This is a genomic window from Pseudoalteromonas translucida KMM 520 (assembly GCF_001465295.1).
In the GTDB taxonomy this organism is placed as follows: Bacteria; Pseudomonadota; Gammaproteobacteria; order Enterobacterales; family Alteromonadaceae; genus Pseudoalteromonas; species Pseudoalteromonas translucida.
The window spans coordinates 1,218,995-1,244,469 of record NZ_CP011034.1; the positions used below are offsets into that span (position 1 = coordinate 1,218,995).

Consider the following 25,475-nt stretch of genomic DNA (forward strand, 5'->3'; position numbering starts at 1 on the left):
CAATAAAGTGACTTAAAAAATGATGCTTATGCTGTATTTAAAAGCGTTTTGCTACCGATAGAGTTAAAAAGTTTAGCCCGGGGTTGGGATCTTTAAAGCCCGCATTAGAGTAATGAATAATTCTTAGCGCCACATTAGTTTTGCCAAAGTCGGCAACTAAGCCAATTCTGTCTTCAAACTGATAGTGAGTGCTAATGTTTTTACCCGCAAAATAGGTTTCATCAACCAATGAAATACCAATACCCGCTTCTACATATATGGGGGTATTGTTAATGCTAAATGCTGGGAACAACAGCACAGGCGACATGGCAAGCACAACATTAGACTGTGTTTTATCGCCATGGTTATATTGCCAAAGGTTTACACTGGTTTCGAAATAAAAGCGCGTATCGCCAAGTAAAGACTGCAACCCAGTAGGATAATATTGATGGGCTAGTTTAAAGCCATTTACGCCCCCTTCGCCCTTGAGCAGATCAATTGCGTAGCCGTGCTGTGATTGTGCGAATGCGTGTTGACTCGTGAATAATAAAACAAATATAAATAATGATAAAAATGACGTTTTCATAGGTGTCAGTGCTGCGCTTGAGTTAAATAGTGACTAAATAGTAAGGGCGCAACATGGGTATTTTCAATGGGACAAAAATACGCTTGTATATAGGGTGTTAACCGAGGTTGTTTAACTAGTTGAATTTATTTACTTTGTTTTATTGGTGCTAAATGAGCATTAATAAGTTGCTTATTTAAGTCTATTTAAAGGTGTAATTATCGCGTAAATTAGCGCCATCTTAATCACACAGACAATAATTTATTATGAAGTTTTTAAAACTGTTTCTCGTTGTAGCTGTATTTTTTAGCGGCTCACTTTTTGCTCAAACGCAACAATCTCCACAACAACTCCTTAAAAGCGTAGCCGATACTTTATTTGCCGATATAGCCCAAGTTAATGCTAAAGGCGATGCAAGTAAAGAAGACATGTTTAACATTGTTGAGCAGCGCTTAATGCCGCATATTGATATAAAATTTGTAGCATTTAAATTATTAGGCAAACATATAAAAGGCATTGAGCGCGAGCAAGCAGTTAATTTTATTGGTGCAGTAGATCATTATTTAACAGGCACTTATGCCGGCGCATTAATGAAGTACACAGGGCAAAAAGTAGTTTTTGAGCAAGATAACGCATTGAGCGACTCACAGTACGCAACGGTTAAAACCCAGATAATAGAAGCAAATGCGCCTACTATAAATTTACATTTTAAATTGCGCTTAGGGAAAGATGAACAATGGAAAGTATACGACATAGTTGCAGAAGGTATTTCATTGCTCAGCGCCAAGCAAAAAGAAATTATACAACGTATTTCTGATGTAGGTATAGAGAGCGTAATTAGCGAGTTAAAAAGCAACTAATAGTACATTATGTGACCCTGATTAAGTCCAGCTCCAACCAAATAAGCAGCCAACTAGTTATGTAGTTGGCTGCTTTTTTATTTTATAAGTATTGCGGTACTTTGCGCTAGCGTGGCGATCAAGGTGTGCTAGAATATCGGCTCGTCGATTAAGCGTGGTGTCAGCTAAAAGCTGCTATAACTGACCACTGTCCCAAGCTACACTGGAGTTGTGTTGTTTTAATGGAAAATGTACTGATTTGGCCAAAGGAATACCCATTACTTATCAAAGGACTTGTAGAACAAAATGGTGCCTTTATTTTAGATGCTTTAGAAGCTTGGCCTGCCTGTCGTTCTACCCATGAAGATGATGGTGTATGTACCACTGTTTTACCGCCCATATTTTATTTAGCGTGGTTTACTCCGCTGGAGCCTTTTGAAGAGTGTTATTTTCAGCATATTTGCGAGTATGATGAAAGTGCACAAACGTATATAAGCGCGGTAAAAGAACATTATTTTGATAACGAATATACCCCCGAAAGCTTAGTACTTATGCTTTGCCAACGGCTCGAAAAATACGCGAATGTATCGGCGCAAAATGAGATTGATACACCGCAGTCGTTATTTAGTTTATTTTTTGCTAAACGCTACTTTACTCTAATTGAGCACGCGTTAAATAACCGCAGTAAATTATCGGCGGTTGACACGCTAGCTCTGTGGCAAGAAGTTGATTTTAGAGAGCGTTTAAGTGCTTATATTCCTGGTTCAATTGCCGATCTTGAGCATTTAACTGAACTGGCAAGTGAAAAAGTGGCTAAAGGCAAAGACTACTTTACTTTACTCACTCAAGTATCGCCGGATGTAGACTCTGTGGTGTTACTTGAAAAAGCTTTGCTTGCTCATTTAAATAAAAAAACCGCTAAGCAAATGATGGCCATGCGCTTTATTGAGCAAGGCGCAACCGGTACGCTTGTCGATGAGCACAATAAAACGGCCTTTATGTGGGCTGCTGAAAAAGGCTACGTTAATGTAGTTGAAACCCTGCTGAGCCAACAAGATAAAAAAGCAGTTGATGATAAGGGTAATACTGCGCTGCACTATGCTGTGCTCTCTAAAAACGAATCGCTAATGGTATTGCTGCTAAAGGCGGGGTATGACTTTAGAGTACGTAATAACGAAGGGCTTAGCTGTTATCGTTTAGCGGTGAGCATAAAAGCGAGTAACTTAGTAAAGTGCCTTGAGCGCGACTTTGGTATTAAAGAGTTGTCGCCCGAAGGGCAGTTTGATCGCATTAAAAAAGTGCATGCGCTACATGCTCTGGTTACTTTATTATTGCCGGTGCAATTGTTTTTCTTTTTTGATGAAACAATAACCATAAAAAGCGAGTTAACATTAACTCTGACTATGATTGCGGCAGTGTGTTTCTTTTTTGCGGCTACTTTAAAGCGCTGTGCGCTATACCCGCACATTAAACACCCGTGGGGGTTATTTGTATTAAGGGGCTTTTCTTTAGTTAGCCTAGTAGGGCAGTTAGGTTTAGCCGCTATTGTAACCCTTGCCGCATTAAGCTCTTTAGTTTAATTTTTAGCATAAATAAAAAACGCGCTAATTAGCGCGTTTTTTGTATTTTTTGTATTTAAATTATAATTTAATCTATTTTTTCGTGCTCGTGCGCTGCTTTTTCTTCGGCGAGATCGTCTTTTAATTTACGAATTTTTAAGCCAAGTTCTTGCCCGCGATGCCTAGCATAGTAGGTACAGCCAATAAACATAGCAGAGGCAAATAGCAGCTCTAACAATACCCATATTAGCTCATCTTGTGCTACCCAAAGCAATGTAAGGCCATGAATAAAATAAAGCATAACAATAAAGTTTGCCCATGCATACGTATACGCTTTGTCTTGAATTATGCCTTTAAGAGGAAATAATAATGGCAGTATGTACACGGCAAAAATAAAGCCATTGCTGTGGCCTTCTCTCGGTGCAAATACAAACATCCATAACGGCATTAAAATTAATAAACCGACATAACCAAAAATCGCGGTACGTTGAAATTTAACAGTAATTGGCTTTTTAGCTGGAATTTCAGCTGTTTTCATTGAAGTTTTCTCGCAATTTGAGTGAGGCGTTTGCCAACACTTTGGCATATTTTAATTTCGTCTTTACTTAATTCAGTACTATTACTACTACCAGCAACATGTGTTGCACCATAGGGCGTACCACCGGTTTGTGTTGCTAGCAATTCGGGTACATCGTAAGGCACACCAAGTAACATCATGCCATGGTGCAGTAACGGCAGCGATAAGTTAAGTAATGTGGCTTCGTTGCCGCCATGCATACTGCTTGATGATGAAAAAACACAGGCTGGTTTGTCAATTAATTGCCCTTTTAACCATAATTCGCTGGTGGTTTCCCAAAACATTTTTGCTTGAGAGGCCATCATACCAAAGCGAGTAGGTGTGCCAAAGGCAAGGCCATCACAGTTTATTAAATCGTCTTTAGTGATAATAATGTCATGTGGGTTTTTAGCAACAAAAGTACGCAACAGAGCGCTCGCCCCTTGTTGTTCTATAGATTCGGCAATTTCATGGGCCATAGCTTCAACTGAGCCATGGCTTGAATGGTAAAGTACCACTATGGTTGTGCTCATTATAAAACGCTTAATACGTTTTCTGGTGGGCGACCAACAGCAGCTTTGCCATTGTTAACCACAATAGGGCGTTCAATTAGTTTTGGATTTTGTACCATAGCATTAATAAGTGCAGCTTCACTGGTTTCATCTTTTAAGTTTAGCGTTTTGTAAATGTCTTCTTTGGTACGCATTAACTTGCGTGCAGATGTAAAACCCAGCTGCTTAACTAACGTAGTTAGCTGCTCGCTACTTAAAGGCGTATTTAAGTATTCAACTATACTTGGCTCAATAGCTTTGCTTTGTAATAAAGCTAAGGTTTCGCGTGATTTAGAGCAGCGCGGATTATGATAAATAGTAACAGACATAAAATGGTTCCAATAAATGAGTTGCGGCCATTTTAGGCCAAGCGCTTGTAGACTTAAAGCCTAGCAAGCTCTTTTTGTAAAAGTCGGTATTGTGTAAGTAGTGCTTTTAACCTCTGTTGTTTAACTAGCTCGTTTGGCTCAATAAAGTTAAGTGCTTTTTGTATTTCGTCGGCAGCTTTTAAATAAGCGCCGTATTGCGATAATACATCGGCATTGGCTTCGTGATAGGCGGCGAGTTTTTCTTGCTTTTTATAGGCGTCGGTTAATAGTTGCTTACCTAAGCTGTGATCTGGTTTTTCTAGTAAAAAGCTTTTTAAGATGTTTTCGGCAAGCTCGTATTGCTTTGCTTCTAGCGCTGCGTTGGCATAGTTTAGCGTAATTACCTGATTATTAGGGCGGTAATTGTTTAATTCTGCTAAATAGGTAACGGCTTCAGCGGCCTTTTTTTGCGCAATTAATAAATCGGTATAGGTATCTATATAAAATAAATTTTTAGGGGCGCTTTTTAATAGTTCCTCTAAAATAGGCTGCGCTTCATCAAGCTTTTTTTGATCCAGTAAACTAATGCCTAAGCCATATTTTAGGGCGGCATTATTGTAGCTATTTTCGCGAATTAACTTTCTAAACAGTGATTCTGCTGCTTCTGGTTTATTGTCGTATCTTGCCAGCACGCGACTTTTTGCTAAGTTAAACTCAAGGCTCGGGTTTACTTGGCGTTTAGGGTATTGCTGCGCACGTAATCTTACATCAGACACACGACTCTCAGGAAGTGGGTGAGTAAGTAAAAACGCAGGTGGCTTATATTTATAACGAATTTGCGCAGCTAGCTTAGTTAAAAACTCACTTGATGCACGAGGATCAAAGCCCGCATTATTAAGCGTTTGCATACCAATGCGGTCGGCTTCTTGCTCTGCTGAGCGGCTATGCGTTAGTTGGCTAAAAGCTGATTGTGTTTGGCTTGCTGAAATAATAGCAATACCAGCATCGGGCACGACTACAGCGGCTAAAATACCGGCAATCATTCCGGCTATGGTCATTGCGCTGTTGTCTTGTTGTTGCTGTAAGCGCCGTGCTAAATGGCGCTGGGTAACGTGGGCAATTTCATGGCCAAGTACCGATGCAAATTGACTTTCATCATCAGCTTGCGCAATTAATCCTGTGTGTACGCCAACATGGCCGCCATAAAATGCAAAGGCGTTTATTTCAGAGTTATTTAACCAAAAAAATGAAAACGGAAACCGCACATCATTGGCGCTAGCTACAAGCTTGCGGCCCACTGTGGTTAAGTATTCATCAAGCACAGGGTCGTTAATTATTGGCGACGAGCCTCTAATTTGCATCATCATTACTTCGCCAATCGCTTGTTCTTTTTCGAGCGGCAGCACTTGTAAGGCTGAGGTACCTAAATCTGGCAATTTAAAGTTTGTTTGCGCCTTTAAAGGCTCACTTACTAATAGGCTAAATGTAAGCGCGGCACTACATAAAGTGATAAAGGCTGATTTTAGCTGCATTTTATTCCCTGTTAATTGGTTCACCAAGAGCAATTTTGGCAATGTTTATTTCGTCACTGCATGCACGGCTGTCTTTTTCACATAATTGATAAAGCGCTTTTATTGTGACCCCATCTAGCTTTACTACGTTCAATTGTATTTGTAAAAAAGTAATAATTTTATGCACTACCTTGTGTGCGTGTAAAATAATAGCTTTATCGGCTTTGTCTCCACGTTCAAAATAAAAGCCAATAAATGTATGTAATTGATTTATTCTAATTAAGCACTTCATGGAAAGTGGATCCCATACTTTAAATTCCATAAAACGATTGTTTTTAACGTATTGATCAATAATAACATCTTTAGCGTACGGTTGAGCCCAAAGCTCAAAACCACGATCGGTAAATACTTGATGCAGTGCAATGCGTGGCTTTTTATTACAGTGAATTTCGCCTAGCTGGCTTTCGTAGCCGTCAAGTAGATCAAGGTTCCAATTACGTTTGTCTAAAAGGCTTTTCACCGCATTATCAAACCCATGTTCTAAAATACCTTCAGCCTCGCTGACCGATGAGGCAACAAGGTGATAAAAAGGTGGTAATTCGCCCCAATTTATTTGTTTTTTATACCAATTAATCTCTTTGAGTGTTGGATTACTGGGTAATTGCGCTTTATTATGCGTGCCAGGCATTAACCTATCCTTACTGCTAATTATGCCCTAAGGATAAACTATTGCCGAGGTTGTTTTAAGGAAAAGTTATGCATGTTCACACTTAATACATTTTAGGTGGTGACTATGGGACTTATTATTGATGTGAACTCAAGGTGAAACGAGTATGCTAGAGCAAAATTTATCAGCTTATAAATGCCCACAGCAGTTTATTCAATTTAAACTTGGGCTGCGTAAAGCCGTGTCGTTACAACAAAGTATTACTTTTATTTTTAATAATGCAGAAAATATAAACGACATTGAACGATTTTTACAAAAACATGCATATTGTTATACCTTAAATAAGCGCCAAGGAATGTTATTAGTGGAGCCATTACGTGTTTGAATATATAAAAGCCTGGTACGAAAAAAAGTTTTCTGACCCTCATTCAGTTACTTTATTATTTTTATTATTGGCGTTAGTCGCCTTATTATATTTTATTGGATCTTTGATAGTGCCGGTATTGGTGGCACTTATTATTGCCTATTTACTCGATTGGCCGGTGCTGCATTTAGAGCGTTTTGGGTTAAAGCGCTTTACCGCTACAGTAATTGTTATGCTTATATTTACAGGTATTATGCTGACACTTATTTTAGTTATTGGCCCTGTGCTGTGGCAGCAAACCAGTAATTTATTTCAAGAAACACCGCATATGGTCGAGCAAGGAAAATCGTTTTTATTGGCCTTGCCTGCGCAGTACCCTAGTTTAATTACTGCAGAACAAGTACAAACCATTGTATTAACAGTAGAGGCTAAAGTAATTGAATTTGGCCAAGTGGTGTTGTCGGTGTCGCTCACGTCTTTAAAAGATGCGGTTGCGTGGTTAATTTACTTAATTTTAGTGCCCTTGTTAGTGTTTTTTATGCTTAAAGACAAACTAGAGCTTAGCCACAGTATTGCTAAACTTATTCCACAACAACGACGCTTAATAATGCAGGTGTGGAATGAAATGAATCAGCAAATAATGAACTACATTCGCGGTAAAGTGTTTGAAATACTGATTGTTGGCTCGGTGTCGTTTATTGCCTTTACGGTACTTGATTTACGCTATGCTGCGTTATTGGGTGTATTAGTGGGTTTTTCGGTGTTGATCCCTTTTGTGGGCGCGGCATTGGTAACCATTCCGGTGGCAGCAGTGGCGTTGTTTCAGTTTGGAATTGAAACCCAGTTTTGGACCATTTTAATTATTTACGGCATTATTCAAGCGCTTGATGGCAATGTACTCGTGCCTTTGTTGTTCTCTGAAGCGGTTGATTTAAATCCGGTATTTATTATTGTAGCGGTATTGTTTTTTGGAGGCTTGTGGGGTTTTTGGGGCGTATTTTTTGCCATTCCGCTGGCGTCATTAGTCAAAGCGCTTATCAATGCGTGGTCATCTACTCAAGAAGAAATCATTAAAGAGCTGAGTTAAAAGTTAGCACCGCTTTAAGTATAAAAAAGCATAGAAAACGCATCTTTAAAACTAATTGATTATTATCTATTACCGCCAAAACTATGTAATATTGGTATAAGATATATTTATTAGTAATAAGGTGCGTTTTTTAATGTCTGAGTTTTTATTACCCGATGAGCCAGTAAAACAAGTTTACCTTGATGCAAATGCAACGACCCCTGTGTTGCCATGCATAGTTGATGTGGTGTGCCATGCAATGCAAACCTGTTTTGGTAATCCTTCTAGCCCACACATAACGGGTATTCAAGCTAAGCACTTATTGGAGCAAACTCGACAAAAAGCACGCGCGGTAATTGGCGCTAATAATGGTGATATTTTATTTACCTCTGGGGCAACCGAAGGTATTCAAACGGCTGTAGTGTCTACGCTGATAAATGCTAAAACCCATAATAAAAAAAATCCGGTGTTACTTTATGGCGCTACAGAGCACAAAGCAGTACCAAACACCCTAAAACATTGGAACCAAGTGCTAGAAATTAACGCTCAAGTACTTGCCATTCCGGTTGATAGTAACGGTATTTTAGACTTAGATTTTATTGCTCAGCATGTTGATGATGCGCTAATGATTTGCACTATGGCGGTTAATAATGAAACCGGTGTATATCAAGATCTAGCGGCAATAGAGCAGGTTATTCGTAGTCGCAATAGCAGTGTGTCTTGGATGGTCGATTGCGTTCAAGCATTAGGTAAGCAGCAGCTTATGTTGAGCGAAACAACAATAGATTACGCACCGTTTTCGGGCCATAAACTCTACGCACCCAAAGGTATTGGTTTGTTATATATTCGCCAAGGCAGTGCGTATACGGCATTTATAGCCGGTGGCGGGCAAGAAAGCGGTATGCGCTCAGGTACTGAAAATCTCCCTGGTATTGCAGGGCTTAATAAGTTATTTAGTTTGTTATTAGATAAAACCGATGACACGTTTAAATCAAGTGCTATGCTTGCGCAATATCGCAGCCAATTACACAATGCAATAAGCGATACGTTTGGTGCCATTACCTTTAACCATGATTTTGCATACTCTGTACCCACCACGCTTAATTTTGCGGTTAACGACTTAACCAGTAAAGAAGTTATTGATTTATTTGATGCGGCGGGCATACGCGTGAGCGGTGGCTCTGCGTGTAGCACTGGCGCTTCACAAAGTTTTGTATTAGATGCAATGGGCGCAACCCAGTGGCAAAGTGAAAACGCCATACGTTTATCGTTTGGACCGGCGGCCACGCAGCAAGACATTGACCATGCCTGTGAGCGAATTCGCGCCCTTAAACAAGTATTACAAGCAAATTGCCTGGTAGTATCTGACAGCGCTACACCTGTGCAGGAATTATGTGCACTTGGCTTAACCCAATTTAGGCACCAAGGCGCGTGCAGCTGGTTATATGTTAATAGCAATAACCATGCGGTTATCATCGACCCTATTATAGAGTTAATACCGCGCTTTGAAAAAATAGCCAATACGCAAAATTTAACCATAACCGCTATTTTAGACACCCATGTACACCAAGAACGTAATAGTGCAGTTGCCTTATTACGCAGTGTGTTAGCAGCACGTTTAGTAGCAGGAGAGGTTGATCAATTAGGTTGGCCAGTTAACCAAACGGTGATTAATTTAAATGGGCAGCGCCTAGAAAAGCTTGCCACACCTGGGCATAGCCAAGATAGTGTGAGTTACTTATTAAAAGAAGCCTCGGGTGAGGTTCGTTATTGTTTTTGTGGTGATCTCATTTTACCAGCGGGGCTGGGTAATACTCACTTGCTTGGTGGTAGTGCAGAGCAAATGGCTGACTCGTTAATATTACTAGCGCAGCAGTTAACCCCAGAGGCGATTGTTTGCTCAGGGCACGATTACCAACAGTGTTTTGCCATGAACTGGGCGGTACAGCAACAGCAAACTCCTTTATTGGGCGCGTTGTTATCTAAGCAAATAACGAAAAATGAATTTGCCGTTAAAAAACAGCAGCACGATGAGCAAAAACAAACAGCTAATAACAACCAGCTTTGTGGTTATGTAAATGCGCAACCAGATACAAATACACAGCAATTGAGTTACTCACAGGCAAAAGAGATGCTCAGCCACGGCAATGTATATTTAATTGATACGCGCGAACCCTATGAGCATGGCGCTAATAATATTTCATCGTTATTAAATGTTGCTACAGCTAAAACTTTAAATATTCCACTTAGCCGTATGGCAAACGCAATAGTAGAGCAGCAGCTAGATAAAAATAACCAATATATTTTAGTGTGCCGCAGTGGTAATCGCTCAAAGTTGGCAGCAGCTAATTTAATTGAGCTAGGTTATACCTCGGTTTATAATTTAAATGGCGGTTTGGCACTGGGAAGTTAAAATTAGTCAGCAAATAAATAAAAAGGCCGACATTTGTCGGCCTTTTTATTTATTTGCCAAATTAAGCTAAGTGAGTCGTCTCTGAATGGGTTGTTAAATTAATATATTAATTTTATGATACCGGTGTCAAAAGCAAAAAATTACGTTATCATTCACAGCATAAAATATAAAAACAGCTCATTTTTAACTTTGCTATATATGTTAATTAACTAAGTTTTATATAATAAATACATTTAAATCAATAGATTAATATTTTAGGGGATGTTTACATGACTAACCGTTCGCAATTAGCAAGTTGGCAAGCGCTTGAAAAAAGTGCAACCAAGATGAAACAAAGCCATCTTAGGGATTTATTTGCTAAAGATGACGCGCGTTTTTCTCAGTTTTCTACGCAAATCCCTGGATTATTATTTGATTACTCAAAACAACGTATTGATAAAGATGTTTTTACACAATTAATTGCATTAGCTAAAGAGTGTGACATTAGCGCTTGGCGTGAAAAAATGTTTAACGGTGAAAAGATTAACATCACCGAAAACCGAGCAGTTTTACACACAGCATTACGTAACCGCGCTCATACGCCACTTATTGTTGATGGCGAAAATGTAACTGAGTTGGTTGATAACGAACTTGCTAAAATTAAACTGTTTGTTGAAAAAGTGCGCAGTGGCAAGTGGTTAGGTTACAGTGGTAAGCCAGTAAAAGATGTAGTAAGTATAGGTGTAGGTGGTTCAAACCTTGGCCCGCAAATGGCAACCGAAGCATTAAAAGCGTTAAGTGACGATACCTTAAATGTACATTATGTGTCGAATGCTGACGGGGTACAAATTGCCTCGGTATTAAAAAACATTGATGCAGAAACAACCTTGTTTGTTATTGCATCAAAAACGTTTACCACGTCAGAGACAATGACCAACGCTAAAACAGCGGTTGATTGGTTTTTACAAACAGCTAAAGATAACGCCGCTATTGCTAAGCATTTTGTTGCGGTGAGCACTAATTTAGAAAAAACAGCCGAGTTTGGCATTAGTAACGATAACGTATTTACTATGTGGGATTGGGTTGGTGGTCGCTTTTCATTATGGAGTGCCATAGGTTTACCGATTGCATTATATGCAGGGTATGACGCTTTTGAAGCAATTTTAGAGGGTGCATACGAAGTTGATGAGCACTTTAAAAACGCGCCATTAGAGCAAAATGTTCCGCTTATTATGGCATTGTTAAGCGTGTGGAATACCAGCTTTTTAGGTTACACCTCGCAAGCTATTTTACCTTATGACCAAGCGCTGCACATGTTGCCTGCGTACTTACAACAAGGCGAAATGGAAAGTAACGGCAAGCATGTTAACTTTGCCGGTGAAACTGTGCCTTATACAACAGTGCCAATTATTTGGGGTATGACGGGGATTAACGGGCAACATGCATTTTACCAATGTTTGCATCAAGGTAATGTGATTGTACCGGCTGATTTTATTGCCTCAATTAAGCCGCAAGTAAGCGTTGATAAACATCACGATATTTTATTATCGAACTTTTTTGCGCAAACAGAAGCATTAATGAATGGCGTAGATGAGCAAGAGATCACCGCAGATTTAACCGCTAAGGGTAAATCTCAGGCGCAAATAGATGAGTTACTAAAGCACAAAATCCATCAAGGCAACCGCCCAACTACCTCTATGTTACTAGATAGCGTAGACGCTAAAACGGTAGGGCGCTTAATTGCATTGTATGAGCATAAGATTTTTTGCCAAGGCATTATTTTAGAAATTTGCTCATTTGATCAATGGGGTGTTGAGCTAGGTAAAGGGTTAGCATCAAAAATAGAAGCTGAGTTAGTTGATGAGCGCGTAAAATATGCTCATGATAGTTCAACTAATGGCTTAATGGCGTATTATAAGCAACATCGTACGCAGTAAAAAATTAGCTTAGTAACATAAGCAACCAAATACCTTTGAACGGGTAGCGCTGGTGTACTTAGGGACTGTATTTTTGTGAGAGGAATTACAGTTTCCTAAGGCCCATTTTAAAGCGCAGATGATAAAATTAAAAATAAATAGCCAGCAGTGCGGTTAAATAAAAAACATCATCATCACAGCATAACCAAGCAGGTTTTTGTGCAAATATATTTATAAAAACCGACATCATTCAAGCAATAAACCGCTATATCTGATTACCTAACGGGTAGTGCCAGGTAGCACAAACGTAGAGAGTAACTATGCTTAATCCTTTTGATATTATAATTTTTGGGGGCGGTGGTGATCTTGCGTTACGCAAATTACTACCTGCAATGTATCGAGCATATCAAGAAGGTAATTTACCTGAAGGCTCACGTATTTTGCCAACGGTACGCGAAGAAACCCAACGTGCTGAGTACATAGAAACAGCACACAAAGCCTTAAAAGAGTTTTTAGCAAAAGATGAGTTTAATGCTAAAGATTGGAAAGCCTTTGCTACTTTTTTAGTACCTGTTGTTAGCAATGTAACAGCCCCTGACGATAACTGGGATGTGCTAAAAGGTATTTTAGATGAGCACGACAGCACTAAATCTCGCGTATTTTACTTATCACTACCACCTGCTGTATACGGCACTTGCTGTGAAATTTTATCTGTTAAAAACTTAATAACGCCTACTTCACGTGTAGTGGTTGAAAAACCTATTGGTTATTGTGGTGAATCTGCCGAGGCTATTAATGGAAAAATCGCCGAGTATTTTAGCGAAGAGCAAATTTTCCGAATTGACCATTATTTAGGTAAAGAAACCGTTCAAAACTTAATGGCACTGCGTTTTTCAAACTCGTTGTTTGAAAACATGTGGGATGCTAAATCAATCGATAATATTCAAATTAGTATTTCAGAAACAGTGGGCCTTGAAACTCGTGCAGGCTTTTACGACAAAGCCGGTGCGCTGCGTGACATGGTTCAAAATCACTTGTTACAACTGTTATGTTTAGTGGCAATGGAATCGCCTCATAAGCTTAATGCCAATAGTATTCGCAACGAAAAACTCAAAGTATTAGAAGCGCTGCGTCCACTTATTGGCAGCGACGTAGATAAAAATATTATTCGTGGTCAATATGTACCGGGTGACCTAAACGGTAAAATTGTACCAGGTTACTTAGAAGAGCTTAATGAAGGTTCAAGTAAAACCGAGACCTTTGTGGGTATTCGAGCACATATTGATAACTGGCGTTGGGCAGGTGTGCCATTTTATTTGCGTACTGGTAAACGTATGGCTAAACGCTGTGCTGAAATTGTAGTGCAATACAAAAAAGTATCACACAATGTGTATGAAGACAGCGTTGGCGAAATAGAGCCTAACCGCTTGGTTATTCGCCTGCAACCAGAGGAAACTATTCAGCTAACCTTGATGTCTAAACGCTTAGATAATCTTGAAATGCAGCTTGAGCCAGTAACGATGAATATTGAGCTTTCACAAGCCTATAGCAATGGTTTTCACTCAGATGCTTATAAGCGTTTAATGCTAGATGCAGCCGCTAATAATCCTTCGTTATTTATCCATCGTGATGAAGTACGCCAAGCATGGAAGTGGATTGATCCAATCATCGACCGCTGGCAAGAAAAAGGCAAACCGGCGCTTTATCGTGCAGGTAGCTGGGGCCCAGAAGATGCAGACGAATTATTAGCAGAGAACAACCATGTATGGTTTAACACCGGTGATAAGGGAGCATAATGGCAACTATAATTGAAAAGTTTTTTGATAGTAAAGAGGCGCTTACAGCAGAGTTGTCTGCAACACTTGAGCAATCATTGCGTGATGGCATAAGCAATGATGGCCGTGCAGTATTAATGGTATCGGGCGGCTCATCGCCTGCTGCGGCGTATAAGCATTTATCAACCCTTGATTTAAATTGGCAATATATTGATGTTGCTATGGTTGATGAGCGCTGGGTAGATGCGAGCCACGAAAAAAGTAACGAAGCATTTATTAACAGTACGTTATTACAAAATTATGGTGCTGCGGCTAACTTTGTTACGATGAAAAATAGCGCCGAGACAGCGCAGCAAGGCACTGCAGTGTGTGAAGCTGCCTATGCTGCGTTAAAACGCCCGTATGATGTGACTATTTTAGGTATGGGCCCAGATGGCCATACTGCGTCATTATTCCCACATGCAGAGGGTTTAGACGTAGGCCTAAACTCGGATCAACTGGTGTGTGCAATTAATGCCATTGAAAGTGATGTAACTGGCAGTATTACTGAGCGTATGACACTTACGTTAAACGCGATAGCGCAATCTAAAGTGGTTAAGCTACTTATTAGCGGTGATGAAAAGCTCGCTGTGTACAAGCAAGCTAAAGCGGGTGGAGATGTAAACGACATGCCACTGCGCGCAGTGTTAAATCATCCAAGTATTAATATTGAGGTTTATTGGGCGCCGTAACTTGCCCTAATAAATTCAATCATAAAAAGCTGGTTTCAAATGCCAGCTTTTTTGTGCGCGACTACTTAATGCGATTGATGTAATCCTTCTTGGCTAAAAAATCATTTAATCAGTAAAATACACTATTAATGACTGCAAAATTAGCCTACACCAGGTTAAGTAATCATTAACTCTCCTCTTAGTTTTTAGCTTAAAGTTAATGGCTACATTAAAATACAAAAGCAATTCCACAGTGGCCAAAATAAAACCTGCAGTGAATCAACCTTTAAAGTTACTTTAAACATTTGATCGTTTGTTTTTAACCATAAATATTTATCTGAATTCAATAAAACGAGCTAAATTTTACATTGAATTTAAATTATATATTTCAATGACCTGAACCTGAGTCGAGTAAATTGCGATCAATAAGGTTATAAAAATGTAGCAAATGTGTAATTTTGCGTGTATTGTTCGCTACATAATGACAGCGTTGTCATTACCGCTAAATAAAGTGATGAACAAAACTAACAAAATAATTCAAGGAGAATCCTGTGTTTGCCAACAACTTTAAGAAGAGCTTATTAGCAGTAAATATCGGTCTTATAATGAGTGCTGGGTTTACTGGTGCTGTATTAGCAGCCGAAGAAACTAAAGTGCAAGATGATGTGGAAGTAATTGAAGTACGTGGTATTCGTGCTTCAAATAAAGAAAACTTAAATGGTAAACGTTTTTCTAACGCTGTTGTTGATGTTGTTTCGGCTGAAGATGTAGGTAAGTTTCCTGACGGTGATGTGGGTGAATCACTAGCACGCATTCCTGGTGTAAGTGTGTCGCGCCAATTTGGTCAAGGTCAACAGGTTTCTATTCGTGGTGCTTCGGCACAACTAACCCGTACTTTACTTGACGGGCACTCTGTTGCTTCTACTAACTGGTACGATCAACAAGCTGTCGATCGTAGCTTTAATTATTCATTATTGCCATCTGAATTAGTCGGCGGCTTAGAGGTTTATAAATCATCGCAAGCTAATTTAGTTGAAGGCGGTATTGGCGGTACAGTTATTGTTAACACACGTAAACCATTAGATTTAGAAGCCAATACTTTATACGCAGGAATTAAAGCCGATTACGGTACTATTTCTGAAGAAGCAGACCCTGAAATATCTGGACTATACAGCTGGAAAAATGATGATGAAACATTTGGTATTTTAGTTGCTGGGGCCATGTCTGAAATTCAATATCAACGTAATGGAATTGAATCATCAGGTGGTTGGAGTGGTGGCATGTCACCAACTACTTTTCAACAAGAACGTGAGCGCACTGCAATTAACGTAGCAATGCAGTATCAACCTACCGACTCATTACTTTTTGGTTTAAGCTTAACCAGTTTAGATTTTGGTGCTAATAACGCTAATACTCAAGTTATTATTTTCCCTGGTGAGGGTTCTTGTAAAGGCACTAATGCATCAGGTAATTGTGTCTCGCGTGAAATTAACGGCACAGGCACTGGTTTTTTCCAAACTTGGGTTCGCCAAGCAGAAATGGATTCAAAAACAGTTGATTTTGACTGGAGATATGAGGCAGAAAATTTCACATTTAAAGGCCGCATTGGTAATACCAGCGCTGAAAGCTCAGTAATTACTGCTAACTATGGTGAATGGGCGAGCAATAACGCTGATTACAACGGCACAGTTGATATGACCGGTGATATTGTAAAGTATAATTTAGCTAACCAAGCATACGATTCAAGTATTCTACCTAGCACTATGGGGCCTCAAACATGGGCACCGGAGTATAACCCCGATTCTGATGAAGAAACTTACTTAAATCTTGATTTTGAAATTCCGGTAGAAATTGGTGCAATTAATAGTATTAAAACAGGTTTTCGTTTTGCCGATCATAAAGTAGTGCAAGACGGTAACGGTGCTAATGTAAATGTGGCATTACGCCCAATGAGAGGCGCTGCTGAGTATTACCCTGGTACGGTTAACGCGGGCGGTGGTTTCATATTACCCGAGCCAAATATGGATTTGATGATTGCGGACTCGCTTGCAATGACCGAAGGTTATACACAACGACCACAATCATTCGGTACAGTAGAAGAAGAAAATACAGCACTTTATATAATGGCTGATTTTGACAGCGGCGGTATTCGCGGTAACCTTGGTGTGCGCTATATTTCTACAGATATTTCATCTGATTATTACGATTTAAGCGACTCAGGTATTTATGCTACAACATTATCAACGGATAAAGCAGATTATAGCGAGTTTTTACCAAGCATAAATGTTGTTATGGACTTAGCCGATGATGTGATTTTACGTGCCTCAGCAGCCCAAGTTATTTCTCGTCCAAATTATACAGATTTATTCGCAACTCGAAATTTAGCGGGTTACACAGATAACCTACCGAATAACGAAGTGCTGCAAACGGGTAATGTAGGCTTAAGCCCATTTAAGGCATTCCAGGCTGATATTGGTATTGAGTGGTACTTTAGTGGTGATGCTATGGTTAGCTTTACTTACTTCACTAAAGATGTAAGTTCGTTTATCTCTACGCAGCAGCAAACTAAGCAACAAATAGGTATTGATATTCCAGTATACACAGAGAACCCTGACGCGGGCATTTCACCTTGTGGCGCTGGCATGAACGATTGTTGGACAGTGAGTTCATCTACCAACGGTAGTGGTGGTTCGATTGAAGGTATCGAAATTCAAATTCAAGATGCTTTCGACAATGGTTTTGGTTACTCAGCTAACTATACTTATGCAGATGCTAAAGCCCCTGATACAAACTATCCAGACAGAGTTGGCGTATTTTCAGATTCATCAAAAAACACCTACAACTTAGTTGGTTATTATGAAAACGATGATTTTTCAGCACGTTTAGCCTATAACTGGCGATCAGAGTTTATTATTCGTGAAGCCCCAGGTTGGTATGGTAACCGTGAACATCAGTCATTTGGTTCACTCGATTTCAGCGCCACATACTCGGTAACTGACTATTTAGATGTAACATTTGAAGGGGTTAACCTTACAGAAGAAGACAGTATTCAGTTAGGTAATAATAATGCAGGAACATCATTGCCTAATCCTGATTTGTTAAATGACTTCCCTGTATGGAGCTTTGAAGGTGAGGCCCGCTACAAGCTAGGCGTTGCTTTACGCTTTTAACGTATAGCTAATCTATATTAAAGAAGCCCAGCGTTTGTTTACGCTGGGCTTTATTTTTTATATCGTATAAATTTAAACTGTGTGATTAGGTGGGTTGAGAGTAAGCAGTGCAGGGATTTAGCGAGTTATTACTATGTGCTTACTTGAAAGTATTAGGTTAAATAATTGGCTTAATACTGGCAAAAGAAGCTATTGATAACCTGCCTACTTTTGTGTCTTTACAATAACTATTAGTAGAGGTGATATTAGCACTGTGCAGCAAATTACCTTGGTAAATCACAAGGCGATTAAATTTAGCTTCAATCTTTAAAACCTGTTCAAATAAACATGTTGTATCAACAATATAGCCTTTATGCTCTGAATGCTTTTGTTTAGCATTATTAACCATGCTAGCGAGTAATGGCTTATCTGATTGTTTAAATTCGATAATGTTTTCAGGGGTATACTTGTAAATGCTAGTACCACCAAGATCTTTATCAGACAAGTAATGAACAAACGCATAATCTCTTTCATCACACGAATCAATATGAGGAATTTTTTGATCTATTAATAAATTAGCTGGTTTGCAGGCTATTAGCGATAACAAACACTTATGCACAACTACAGCATAATCACTTTTATTTGTGATGTCGGGTAATATATTACCTTCAAAAAAGGTTTGTAACAGCCTTAAATAAGGTTGCGGCATGTTGTCTCTAACACCCGGATAATATGAGTTATCTGCAAACATAGGGTGAAAGTAAGCAATATTGTGCGCAAAGTTCATTACGCTGGTCATATCTAATAAAAAGTCGTCAATAATATAAACATATAGCCTAGTGCCCGGGACTATAAGTTTTTTTATATTCATGTTTGGGTTTAGTGTTAAATTTTTCATTGGTCACATTTTATTTTTATAGTGAGTATATTTTATTAGTTATGAAAGAGTGATTTTAATTACCAAGAATTAATAAATTGTTAATAAATATACTCATCAAAGACAACGCTGTCAAAGGCGCTAGTACGACATTAACTAACCTTATCTATTTTTATAGCGTTTAAAATTGAGTGATTAGTTTGCTTTTTGAGCAAGTTTAGCTGTCTTCATCTTTAGTTTTGTTGGCAGACAAACCGTAACAAAATTTTCACTTCCTTTTTGTTGTTAAAAGCATTAGCCTAAAGGCATTAACAATGAATAGTATAATTTAAAAATAAACGGAGCAGTAACATGGCGGAGCAACAAGTACAGCCTTTACACAACGAAAAACATGCCAACACTAAAATTAAAAACGGCATCAATGTAGAATTTATGAAAACGCAACATTTAGTGCCAGTAGTTGCACATGAATTTGCGCGTATAGCGAATGAATTTCCAATGTCTTTCGTTAAAAATAACGAAACAGGTACTTTTCAAGCAGTTGCTATGTTTGGCCTTGAGCCAGGCGAAAACTTGTTTGTTGAAGGCGATAAGTGGACGGCAGCATTTGCACCAATGGCTACGACTCGCTACCCACTAGGTTTAGTAAAACACCCAGATCAAGACCAATACGGTATTGTTATTGACGAAGCGAGCCCATTAGTTGGCGAAGAAGAAGGTAATGCGTTGTTTGAAAACGGCGAAGAAACTGACTACTTAAAGCGTCGTAAAGAAGCATTAGTATCGTTTATAGAGTTTTCTCAGATCACAGATGCTTTTACTAAGTTTTTAGCTGATAAAGAACTTTTAGTAGCGCAAACGCTAACAGTTGATATTAAAGGCGAGAAAAAAGACATCAACGGTATTTACCTTATCGATGAGAAAAAACTTAATGAATTAAGTGATGCTGACTTTTTAGAGCTACGTAAACGCGGTTATTTAGCACCAATATATTCTTTTTTAACGTCTACGCATCAAGTAGCACGTTTAGCTCGTTTAAAAGCGCAACAAGCGTAATAATTTAAACCAGCAAAAAAAAAGCGCCTTTGGGCGCTTTTTTTATGTGTTTAAACTTACTTTACTTGATAAATAGTTAGCGACCATCCACATTGGTTTCACTGAAATTTATAAGAGCTCATTATGAAAAAATCACTTTTAATGGCGCTTATCGCCACTAGTTGTATTAGCGTAAGCAATAACGCCTTAAGTGCAGAAGTACCTTTTGCTATTGCGATTCATGGCGGTGCGGGCACGATTGAAAAAAGTAAATTTACGCCCGAAGAGGAGCAAGCTTATCGTGCTAAATTAACCGAAGCGGTAGAGGCCGGTTATAAAATACTTGAGCAAGGCGGCGAAAGCTTGGATGCCATAACGGCAGCGATTCAAGTGATGGAGCAGTCACCATATTTTAATGCCGGGCGTGGCGCGGTTTATACTTACGATGGCAGCCATGAGCTAGACGCATCAATTATGGATGGGCGTAATCGTCAGGCGGGCGCTGTTGCAGGTGTTAAGCATGTAGAGAGCCCAATTAATTTAGCGCGCTTGGTTATGGATAATTCAGTACACGTCATGCTCAGTGGCCAAGGCGCTGAAGAATTTGCTAAAGAGCAAGGTATTCCCTTAATCGAAAATAATTTATTTGATACCGAGCACCGCTATAAAGCATTATTAAAAGCAAAGCAAAAATTAGATAAAGCCAAAGCAACCAGTAAAGATTACCAAGCAGCGCATAAAGCTCTGCCTAATAACTATAAAATGGGCACGGTTGGTGCGGTAGCACTGGATAAAAATGGCAATTTAGCAGCTGGTACATCAACTGGCGGTATGACCGCAAAACGCTATGGCCGTATTGGTGATGCGCCGGTAATTGGTGCAGGAACGTTTGCTGAAAACGAGTCGTGTGCAGTATCGGCCACCGGCCATGGTGAGTATTTTATTCGTTATAATGTAGCCAGCGATATTTGTGCGCGCGTTAAATACCAAGGTAAAACCATAGTGCAAGCAGGGGATGAAGTGATTAATGGAGTACTTGCGCCAATAGGCGGTACGGGCGGCGTTATTATTGTAGATACTAAAGGTAATATTAGTTTGCCGTTTAATACCTCAGGTATGTACAGAGCCAGTAAATCAAATACCCAAGCCACTTATGTAGGCATTTTTAAAGGCGAATAAGCGCTTTATTTGTTTGGCTGGTGGCTTATATAACAAACTACTAAGGGTTATGCACTTTGTAGGATTAACCCCAGCCATTTAATTTGCTACAATTGCGGCTCTTTTACTAATTTTATAAGGTATGCGGGTGGTAAACCTAGGTCAGTTGTTTGGCGAGCTAAAGACGTGCTTGAAAAAAGATCAATTCATTTTTAAAAAACGCTTACATGGCGTAAAAAAAATAACCGATGAAAATAAGCATGCCAACGCGCTTGAAAAAATAGCGGCCGACATTACCCGTAGCCAAGCACTGCGCGCGCAGCGTTTAGCCGCTTTGCCTAAAGTGACTTACCCAGAGCAATTACCGGTGAGTCAAAAAAAGGATGTGATTAAAAACGCGATTGCTAATAACCAAGTGGTTATTATTGCAGGTGAAACCGGTTCAGGTAAAACCACGCAAATTCCTAAAATGTGTTTAGAGCTAGGGCGTGGGGTTGATGGCTTAATTGGCCACACTCAACCAAGGCGACTAGCAGCACGAACGGTGGCGAATCGTATTGCAGAAGAAATGCAGTGTGAACTTGGCCAACAAGTTGGTTTTAAAATACGCTTTAGCGATCAGGTCTCGAATAATACCTATATTAAACTAATGACCGACGGTATTTTACTTGCCGAAATTCAACAAGATCGATTTTTAAATCAATACGACACCATTATTATTGATGAAGCGCACGAACGTAGTTTAAACATTGACTTTATTTTAGGTTATTTAAAAAACTTACTCCCTAAGCGCCCCGATTTAAAAATAATAATTACTTCAGCAACGATCGATCCGGAGCGTTTTTCAAAGCACTTTGATGATGCGCCAATTATAGAAGTATCAGGGCGAACCTTCCCGGTTGATGTACGTTACAACCCAGTTACTGAGATAAATAAAGAAGATATGGAAGCCGAAGGCGACCAACTGCAAGGTATTTTTGATGCAGTAGATGAGCTGTGTGCAGAAGGCCCCGGCGACATTTTAATATTTTTAAATGGTGAGCGTGAAATACGCGATACCGCCGATGCTCTCAGTAAACGTAATTTAAAACACACTGATATATTGCCGCTTTATTCGCGTTTATCAAACGCCGAGCAAAACCGCATATTTGCACCGCACTCGCGCCGCCATATTATTTTATCGACCAACGTTGCCGAAACATCGTTAACCGTACCGGGGATTCGTTATGTAATTGATCCGGGTACAGCGCGCATTAGCCGTTATAGTTACCGCACCAAGGTACAGCGCCTGCCGATAGAGCCAATATCGCAAGCCAGTGCAAATCAGCGAATGGGACGTTGTGGCCGAGTAGAGGCGGGTATTTGTATTCGTTTATACGCCGAGGATGACTTTTTATCGCGCCCTGAGTTTACCGATCCTGAAATACTACGTACTAATTTAGCTTCGGTTATTTTACAAATGCTAGCGCTGGGTTTAGGCGACATGGCGCAGTTTCCGTTTGTGCAAGCTCCAGATAGTCGTAACATAAGCGATGGTTTAACCTTGCTTGAGGAACTTCAAGCCGTACATCCTACTAAGCGTAACGACAAAACAGTGCTTACCCAGTCAGGGCGAGAATTAAGCCGTTTACCGGTCGATCCGCGTTTAGCTAAAATGGTGTTAACCGCACATAAGCTCGGTGCGCTACGTGAAGTAATTATTATAGTGGCGGCATTGTCAATTCAAGACCCTCGTGAGCGCCCGCAAGAAAAACGTGCTGCGGCAAACGAAAAACACGGCCGTTTTGATGATCCTGATTCAGACTTTATTGCATTTTTAAATCTGTGGAATTACTTAGAAGAGCAGCAAAGCGAGCTGACTAATAGCCAGTTTAGAAAACTTTGCCAAAAAGACTTCCTCGCTTATATGCGCCTTCGTGAGTGGCAAGATATTGTTTATCAAATAAGTACCGTATGTAACGAAATGGGGATGAAAGCCACATCGAATGCTGCCGATGGTGAGCAAGTTCACAAAGCATTACTGAGCGGTATGCTTAGCCATATTGGCTTTAAAGATGAAAAACAAATTTATAAAGGCGCGCGTAATAGCCAGTTTCATATTTTTCCGGGGTCGGGGTTATTTAAAAAGAGCCCAAAATGGCTAATGTCGGCAGAGCTGGTAGAAACCAGTAAATTATATGCCCGCACTAACGCCAAAATAGACATTAACTGGGTTGAGCCACTGGCGCAGCATTTGGTTAAGCGCAGTTATACAGAGCCACATTGGGAGAAAAAACCCGGTGCGGTAATCGCCTTTGAACAACAAACCTTGTATGGCCTGCTAATCGTTAATAAACGCCGCTGTGTGTATAGCAATATTGACCCTAAAGTGAGCCGTGAGCTGTTTATTCGCACCGCATTAGTTGAGCAGGAGCTGGGTTTAAACGAAAGTTTTTTAGAGTTTAACCGCGAGCTGATTGAAGATATTCAAGTGCTTGAAAACAAGTCGCGCAGGCGCGATATTTTAGTTGATGAGCAAACTTTATTTGAGTTTTACGATAAAAAAATTCCAAAAGAAATTAATAATCGTGCAGCATTTTTAAAATGGTATAAAACGCAAAAACAACAAAATAAACACTATTTGCAAATGAGCCGCGATGACTTAATGCAGCATGGTGCAAGCAGTATTACTGAGTTTGACTACCCAGATACTTGGCAGCAAGATAATTTAATTTTGCCCTTAGCGTATCATTTCGATCCCGGTCAAGCGGTTGACGGTGTGGCAGTACAAATACCGGTTGCGCTATTAAACCAAGTACAAGAAAGCGGCTTTGACTGGCATATACCTGCGTTTCGACATGAGTTAATAAGTGGTTTAATTAAATCACTGCCTAAGTCACTGCGCCGTAACTTTGTACCTGCGCCTAACTATGCCGATGCTGTTTTGGCGGCCATTGAGCCATTGCAGGGGAGTTTAATTGATGCACTTAGTAATCGACTATTAAAAATGACAGGAGTTCGAGTTGACCCTGATGCCTGGGATTTAAGTGCCTTGGCAGCGCATTTACGTTTGCAGTTTGAAGTACGTGGCGATAACGATAAGTTACTTGCGCGTGGCCTAGATTTAGCCAAACTTAAAGCACAGCTACAAGGCGAAGTAACACAAACACTATCCAAAGTAGCCGATAAAGGCATAGAAAAAGTAGACTTAACGCAGTGGGATTTTGGTGAGCTACCTAACTCATATGTAAAAAAACAAGGGCAATACGAAATTAAAGCGTACCCGGCGCTGGTGGATAAAAAATCAACTGCTGCTATTGAGCTTTTCGATAACGAAGTAAAAGCACAAGTTGCCCATCAACAAGGGCTGCGCCGATTAGTATTATTAAATGTGCCTTCACCAATAAAGTATTTGCAGCAAAACTTACCAAATAAGGCTAAGCTTGGATTGTATTTTAATCCTTTTGGTAAAATAGCCGATTTAATTGATGACTGCATTGCCGCCGGTGTTGATAGCTTATTATTAAAGTACGGTGACATTCGCACCAGCGACGCATTTGAAAGTGTAAAAGAGCATATACGTGGTGAGCTTGGCGACGCTGTAGTTGAAATTGCCACGCAAGTAGAGCAAGTGTTAAGTATTGCCCATGCCTTACATAAAAAAATGAAAGGACGGGTAGATTTAACCATGATCACTGCGCATGGTGATATTAAATCGCAATTAGAGTCTCTTGTTTTTAAAGGTTTTGTAAGCCAACATGGGGCAACTAAGCTAAGTGACTTAATTCGTTATTTAAAAGCGATTCAAAAACGTTTAGAAAAGTTACCCATAGATCCAAATCGCGATAGATTATGTGTACTTGAGCTTGATAAAGTGGCGCAAGAGTATAAAAAGCAAGCAAACAAAACCCCTAAAGGGATGCCTATTCCAAAAGAGGTAGAAGCTATATTTTGGATGCAGCAAGAGCTGAGAGTGTCTTTATTTGCACAGACCTTGGGTACTCCGTATCCAATTTCGGCAAAACGTGTGTTAAATGCAATAAAAGAAATAGAGTAAAAGGTGTATCTATTATTAAGCTTAAGTGCTTAATAATAGAACTTATTTTTTGTTTTGAGAAGGAAACGACATAGCCATGTCCTCATCAATAGAACATAAAGTACAACAACTACTAGTGGTAGACGACGAGTATTTTAATTATGAAATACTCAAAGCAGCACTTAGCGCAAAGTTTGATGTTAATTATGCCGATTCTGGAACAAGCTGTTTAGCCTCTGCTATTGCTAATCCACCCGATATTATTTTGCTTGATGTATGTATGCCAGGGCTGGATGGTTACGACACGTGTAGAATGCTTAAACATACACCTGAGACAAAAAACATCCCTATTGTTATGGTGTCTGGGCTGGAGTCACCGCTTGAAAAGCAAGCTGGGTTTGACGCAGGCTGTGATGCTTATGTGGTAAAGCCGTTTTCTGTACCACTGTTGTTAGAGCAAATTAATAAAATAGTATAGGAAAA

The 25,475-nt window shown here is 39.7% G+C and carries 20 protein-coding genes; 13 read left to right on the forward strand and 7 right to left on the reverse strand.

Translation table 11 applies throughout. The features are described from left to right. Positions 1-37: 37 nt before the first annotated feature. Positions 38-565, reverse strand: a complete 528-nt coding sequence (locus PTRA_RS05795; protein ID WP_058373014.1) for an acyloxyacyl hydrolase — start codon at positions 563-565, stop codon at positions 38-40. Between the two features lie 245 nt (positions 566-810). Here PTRA_RS05795 and PTRA_RS05800 point away from each other — a divergent pair, with 245 nt between their 5' ends. Both PTRA_RS05800 and PTRA_RS05805 read left to right on the forward strand, forming a co-directional pair. Next, positions 811-1,404 carry an MlaC/ttg2D family ABC transporter substrate-binding protein gene (locus tag PTRA_RS05800; RefSeq protein WP_058373015.1) on the forward strand — a complete coding sequence of 198 codons (594 nt, stop codon included), beginning with the start codon at positions 811-813 and terminating at the stop codon, positions 1,402-1,404. A gap of 221 nt (positions 1,405-1,625) precedes the next feature. Next, positions 1,626-2,963, forward strand: a complete 1,338-nt coding sequence (locus PTRA_RS05805; RefSeq protein ID WP_058373016.1) for an ankyrin repeat domain-containing protein — start codon at positions 1,626-1,628, stop codon at positions 2,961-2,963. 67 nt (positions 2,964-3,030) lie between these two features. Here the strand turns inward: PTRA_RS05805 and PTRA_RS05810 are convergent, their stop codons facing one another. The 5 genes from PTRA_RS05810 to PTRA_RS05830 are packed head-to-tail and all read right to left on the reverse strand — an operon-like array spanning position 3,031 to position 6,556. Continuing rightward, entirely contained in the window at positions 3,031-3,480 is a 450-nt protein-coding gene (locus PTRA_RS05810) for a DUF2069 domain-containing protein (RefSeq protein WP_058373017.1), read from the reverse strand. Next, on the reverse strand, positions 3,477-4,031 hold the full coding sequence (gene wrbA / locus PTRA_RS05815; protein ID WP_011327818.1) for an NAD(P)H:quinone oxidoreductase: 555 nt from the start codon (positions 4,029-4,031) through the stop codon (positions 3,477-3,479). Before wrbA ends, PTRA_RS05810 begins: the two co-directional genes overlap by 4 nt. Beyond that, a complete protein-coding gene (gene arsC / locus PTRA_RS05820) occupies positions 4,031-4,378 on the reverse strand; it encodes an arsenate reductase (glutaredoxin) (RefSeq protein WP_058373018.1) in 348 nt (115 codons plus the stop codon). The genes wrbA and arsC overlap by 1 nt, the downstream gene beginning before the upstream one ends. A gap of 53 nt (positions 4,379-4,431) precedes the next feature. Then, a complete protein-coding gene (gene bepA / locus PTRA_RS05825) occupies positions 4,432-5,889 on the reverse strand; it encodes a beta-barrel assembly-enhancing protease (protein WP_058373019.1) in 1,458 nt (485 codons plus the stop codon). A gap of 1 nt (position 5,890) precedes the next feature. Next, on the reverse strand, positions 5,891-6,556 hold the full coding sequence (locus PTRA_RS05830) for a hypothetical protein (RefSeq protein WP_058373020.1): 666 nt from the start codon (positions 6,554-6,556) through the stop codon (positions 5,891-5,893). Between the two features lie 145 nt (positions 6,557-6,701). Here PTRA_RS05830 and PTRA_RS05835 point away from each other — a divergent pair, with 145 nt between their 5' ends. From PTRA_RS05835 to PTRA_RS05865, 7 genes are all read left to right on the forward strand, one after another. After that, on the forward strand, positions 6,702-6,920 hold the full coding sequence (locus PTRA_RS05835; protein WP_058373021.1) for a hypothetical protein: 219 nt from the start codon (positions 6,702-6,704) through the stop codon (positions 6,918-6,920). Beyond that, entirely contained in the window at positions 6,913-7,986 is a 1,074-nt protein-coding gene (locus PTRA_RS05840; protein WP_058373022.1) for an AI-2E family transporter, read from the forward strand. The genes PTRA_RS05835 and PTRA_RS05840 overlap by 8 nt, the downstream gene beginning before the upstream one ends. Positions 7,987-8,119: 133 nt before the next feature. Next, the gene (locus PTRA_RS05845; protein WP_058373023.1) at positions 8,120-10,378 is read left to right on the forward strand and encodes an aminotransferase class V-fold PLP-dependent enzyme; all 2,259 of its coding nucleotides are present in this window, start codon (positions 8,120-8,122) and stop codon (positions 10,376-10,378) included. 269 nt (positions 10,379-10,647) lie between these two features. After that, the gene (gene pgi, locus PTRA_RS05850; protein WP_058373024.1) at positions 10,648-12,294 is read left to right on the forward strand and encodes a glucose-6-phosphate isomerase; all 1,647 of its coding nucleotides are present in this window, start codon (positions 10,648-10,650) and stop codon (positions 12,292-12,294) included. A 299-nt stretch (positions 12,295-12,593) separates the two neighbouring features. After that, positions 12,594-14,069 carry a glucose-6-phosphate dehydrogenase gene (zwf, locus tag PTRA_RS05855; RefSeq protein ID WP_011327826.1) on the forward strand — a complete coding sequence of 492 codons (1,476 nt, stop codon included), beginning with the start codon at positions 12,594-12,596 and terminating at the stop codon, positions 14,067-14,069. After that, on the forward strand, positions 14,069-14,779 hold the full coding sequence (gene pgl / locus PTRA_RS05860; protein WP_058373025.1) for a 6-phosphogluconolactonase: 711 nt from the start codon (positions 14,069-14,071) through the stop codon (positions 14,777-14,779). The genes zwf and pgl overlap by 1 nt, the downstream gene beginning before the upstream one ends. Positions 14,780-15,309: 530 nt before the next feature. Then, complete coding sequence (locus PTRA_RS05865) at positions 15,310-17,928, forward strand: TonB-dependent receptor (RefSeq protein ID WP_058373026.1); 2,619 nt, start codon at positions 15,310-15,312, stop codon at positions 17,926-17,928. A gap of 157 nt (positions 17,929-18,085) precedes the next feature. Here the strand turns inward: PTRA_RS05865 and PTRA_RS05870 are convergent, their stop codons facing one another. After that, positions 18,086-18,805, reverse strand: coding sequence for a DUF6445 family protein (locus PTRA_RS05870; protein ID WP_058373027.1), 720 nt, complete (start codon positions 18,803-18,805; stop codon positions 18,086-18,088). 330 nt (positions 18,806-19,135) lie between these two features. On the opposite strand from PTRA_RS05870, the gene PTRA_RS05875 reads away from it, so the two are divergent. The 4 genes from PTRA_RS05875 to PTRA_RS05890 all read left to right on the forward strand — a co-directional run bounded on the left by PTRA_RS05875 (position 19,136) and on the right by PTRA_RS05890 (position 25,470). Beyond that, positions 19,136-19,840, forward strand: coding sequence for a SapC family protein (locus tag PTRA_RS05875; protein WP_011327828.1), 705 nt, complete (start codon positions 19,136-19,138; stop codon positions 19,838-19,840). A gap of 123 nt (positions 19,841-19,963) precedes the next feature. Beyond that, positions 19,964-20,998, forward strand: a complete 1,035-nt coding sequence (locus PTRA_RS05880) for an isoaspartyl peptidase/L-asparaginase family protein (RefSeq protein WP_058373028.1) — start codon at positions 19,964-19,966, stop codon at positions 20,996-20,998. Between the two features lie 127 nt (positions 20,999-21,125). Beyond that, positions 21,126-25,013: an ATP-dependent RNA helicase HrpA gene (gene hrpA / locus PTRA_RS05885; RefSeq protein WP_208855520.1), complete on the forward strand. Its 3,888-nt coding sequence runs from the start codon at positions 21,126-21,128 to the stop codon at positions 25,011-25,013. Positions 25,014-25,089: 76 nt separating this feature from the next. Continuing rightward, a complete protein-coding gene (locus PTRA_RS05890; RefSeq protein ID WP_058373030.1) occupies positions 25,090-25,470 on the forward strand; it encodes a response regulator in 381 nt (126 codons plus the stop codon). The last annotated feature ends 5 nt before the right edge of the window (positions 25,471-25,475 follow it).

Coding starts and splice junctions, on each gene's coding strand:
- PTRA_RS05795 (WP_058373014.1), bottom strand. CDS start 565: ATGAAAACGTCATTTTTATCATTATTTATATTTGTTTTATTATTCACG.
- PTRA_RS05800 (WP_058373015.1), top strand. CDS start 811: ATGAAGTTTTTAAAACTGTTTCTCGTTGTAGCTGTATTTTTTAGCGGC.
- PTRA_RS05805 (WP_058373016.1), top strand. CDS start 1,626: ATGGAAAATGTACTGATTTGGCCAAAGGAATACCCATTACTTATCAAA.
- PTRA_RS05810 (WP_058373017.1), bottom strand. CDS start 3,480: ATGAAAACAGCTGAAATTCCAGCTAAAAAGCCAATTACTGTTAAATTT.
- wrbA (WP_011327818.1), bottom strand. CDS start 4,031: ATGAGCACAACCATAGTGGTACTTTACCATTCAAGCCATGGCTCAGTT.
- arsC (WP_058373018.1), bottom strand. CDS start 4,378: ATGTCTGTTACTATTTATCATAATCCGCGCTGCTCTAAATCACGCGAA.
- bepA (WP_058373019.1), bottom strand. CDS start 5,889: ATGCAGCTAAAATCAGCCTTTATCACTTTATGTAGTGCCGCGCTTACA.
- PTRA_RS05830 (WP_058373020.1), bottom strand. CDS start 6,556: ATGCCTGGCACGCATAATAAAGCGCAATTACCCAGTAATCCAACACTC.
- PTRA_RS05835 (WP_058373021.1), top strand. CDS start 6,702: ATGCTAGAGCAAAATTTATCAGCTTATAAATGCCCACAGCAGTTTATT.
- PTRA_RS05845 (WP_058373023.1), top strand. CDS start 8,120: ATGTCTGAGTTTTTATTACCCGATGAGCCAGTAAAACAAGTTTACCTT.
- pgi (WP_058373024.1), top strand. CDS start 10,648: ATGACTAACCGTTCGCAATTAGCAAGTTGGCAAGCGCTTGAAAAAAGT.
- zwf (WP_011327826.1), top strand. CDS start 12,594: ATGCTTAATCCTTTTGATATTATAATTTTTGGGGGCGGTGGTGATCTT.
- pgl (WP_058373025.1), top strand. CDS start 14,069: ATGGCAACTATAATTGAAAAGTTTTTTGATAGTAAAGAGGCGCTTACA.
- PTRA_RS05870 (WP_058373027.1), bottom strand. CDS start 18,805: ATGAAAAATTTAACACTAAACCCAAACATGAATATAAAAAAACTTATA.
- PTRA_RS05875 (WP_011327828.1), top strand. CDS start 19,136: ATGGCGGAGCAACAAGTACAGCCTTTACACAACGAAAAACATGCCAAC.
- PTRA_RS05880 (WP_058373028.1), top strand. CDS start 19,964: ATGAAAAAATCACTTTTAATGGCGCTTATCGCCACTAGTTGTATTAGC.
- PTRA_RS05890 (WP_058373030.1), top strand. CDS start 25,090: ATGTCCTCATCAATAGAACATAAAGTACAACAACTACTAGTGGTAGAC.